We start from the raw sequence: 327 nt of genomic DNA, 5'->3' as shown, positions 1-327 counted from the left end.
CAAACCCCCCGGGGGTTCTTTGTGGCTTATCCACTCGCCCCCATTTATTCACACCCCTTCGGGGGGGGCTCCCCCGGCGCGTTGCCGCGCGGCTGAAGCCGCTCCTACGGTCCGCACAGACCACTCTGCCAGTTTTTCCGGATGAGACTGGACGAACGCTGTTCTGCTGGACCGACAAGGCGCGATCCACCCTGCGCTCAGGGCTGCAGCCAGATCAGCGCGGCGAAACGCCCGGTGCGGACGCTGCGGCGATAGGAATAGAAACGTGCGTCGTTGTAGGTGCACAGCCCGCCACCGAAGACCGCGTTGACGCCGATGGCCGCCAGA

The 327-nt window shown here is 65.4% G+C and carries 1 protein-coding gene; it reads right to left on the bottom strand.

Annotated elements, in window-relative coordinates; translation table 11 throughout:
• Positions 1 to 197: 197 nt before the first annotated feature.
• Complete coding sequence (locus J0A65_RS28055; protein ID WP_416135347.1) at positions 198 to 317, bottom strand: laccase domain-containing protein; 120 nt, start codon at positions 315 to 317, stop codon at positions 198 to 200.
• Positions 318 to 327: the final 10 nt, after the last annotated feature.

The sequence above is a fragment of the Bowmanella yangjiangensis genome, assembly GCF_017255015.1.
GTDB classification, from domain to species: domain Bacteria; phylum Pseudomonadota; class Gammaproteobacteria; order Enterobacterales; family Alteromonadaceae; genus Bowmanella; species Bowmanella yangjiangensis.
This window is presented reverse-complemented; position numbering and strand designations above follow the sequence as displayed.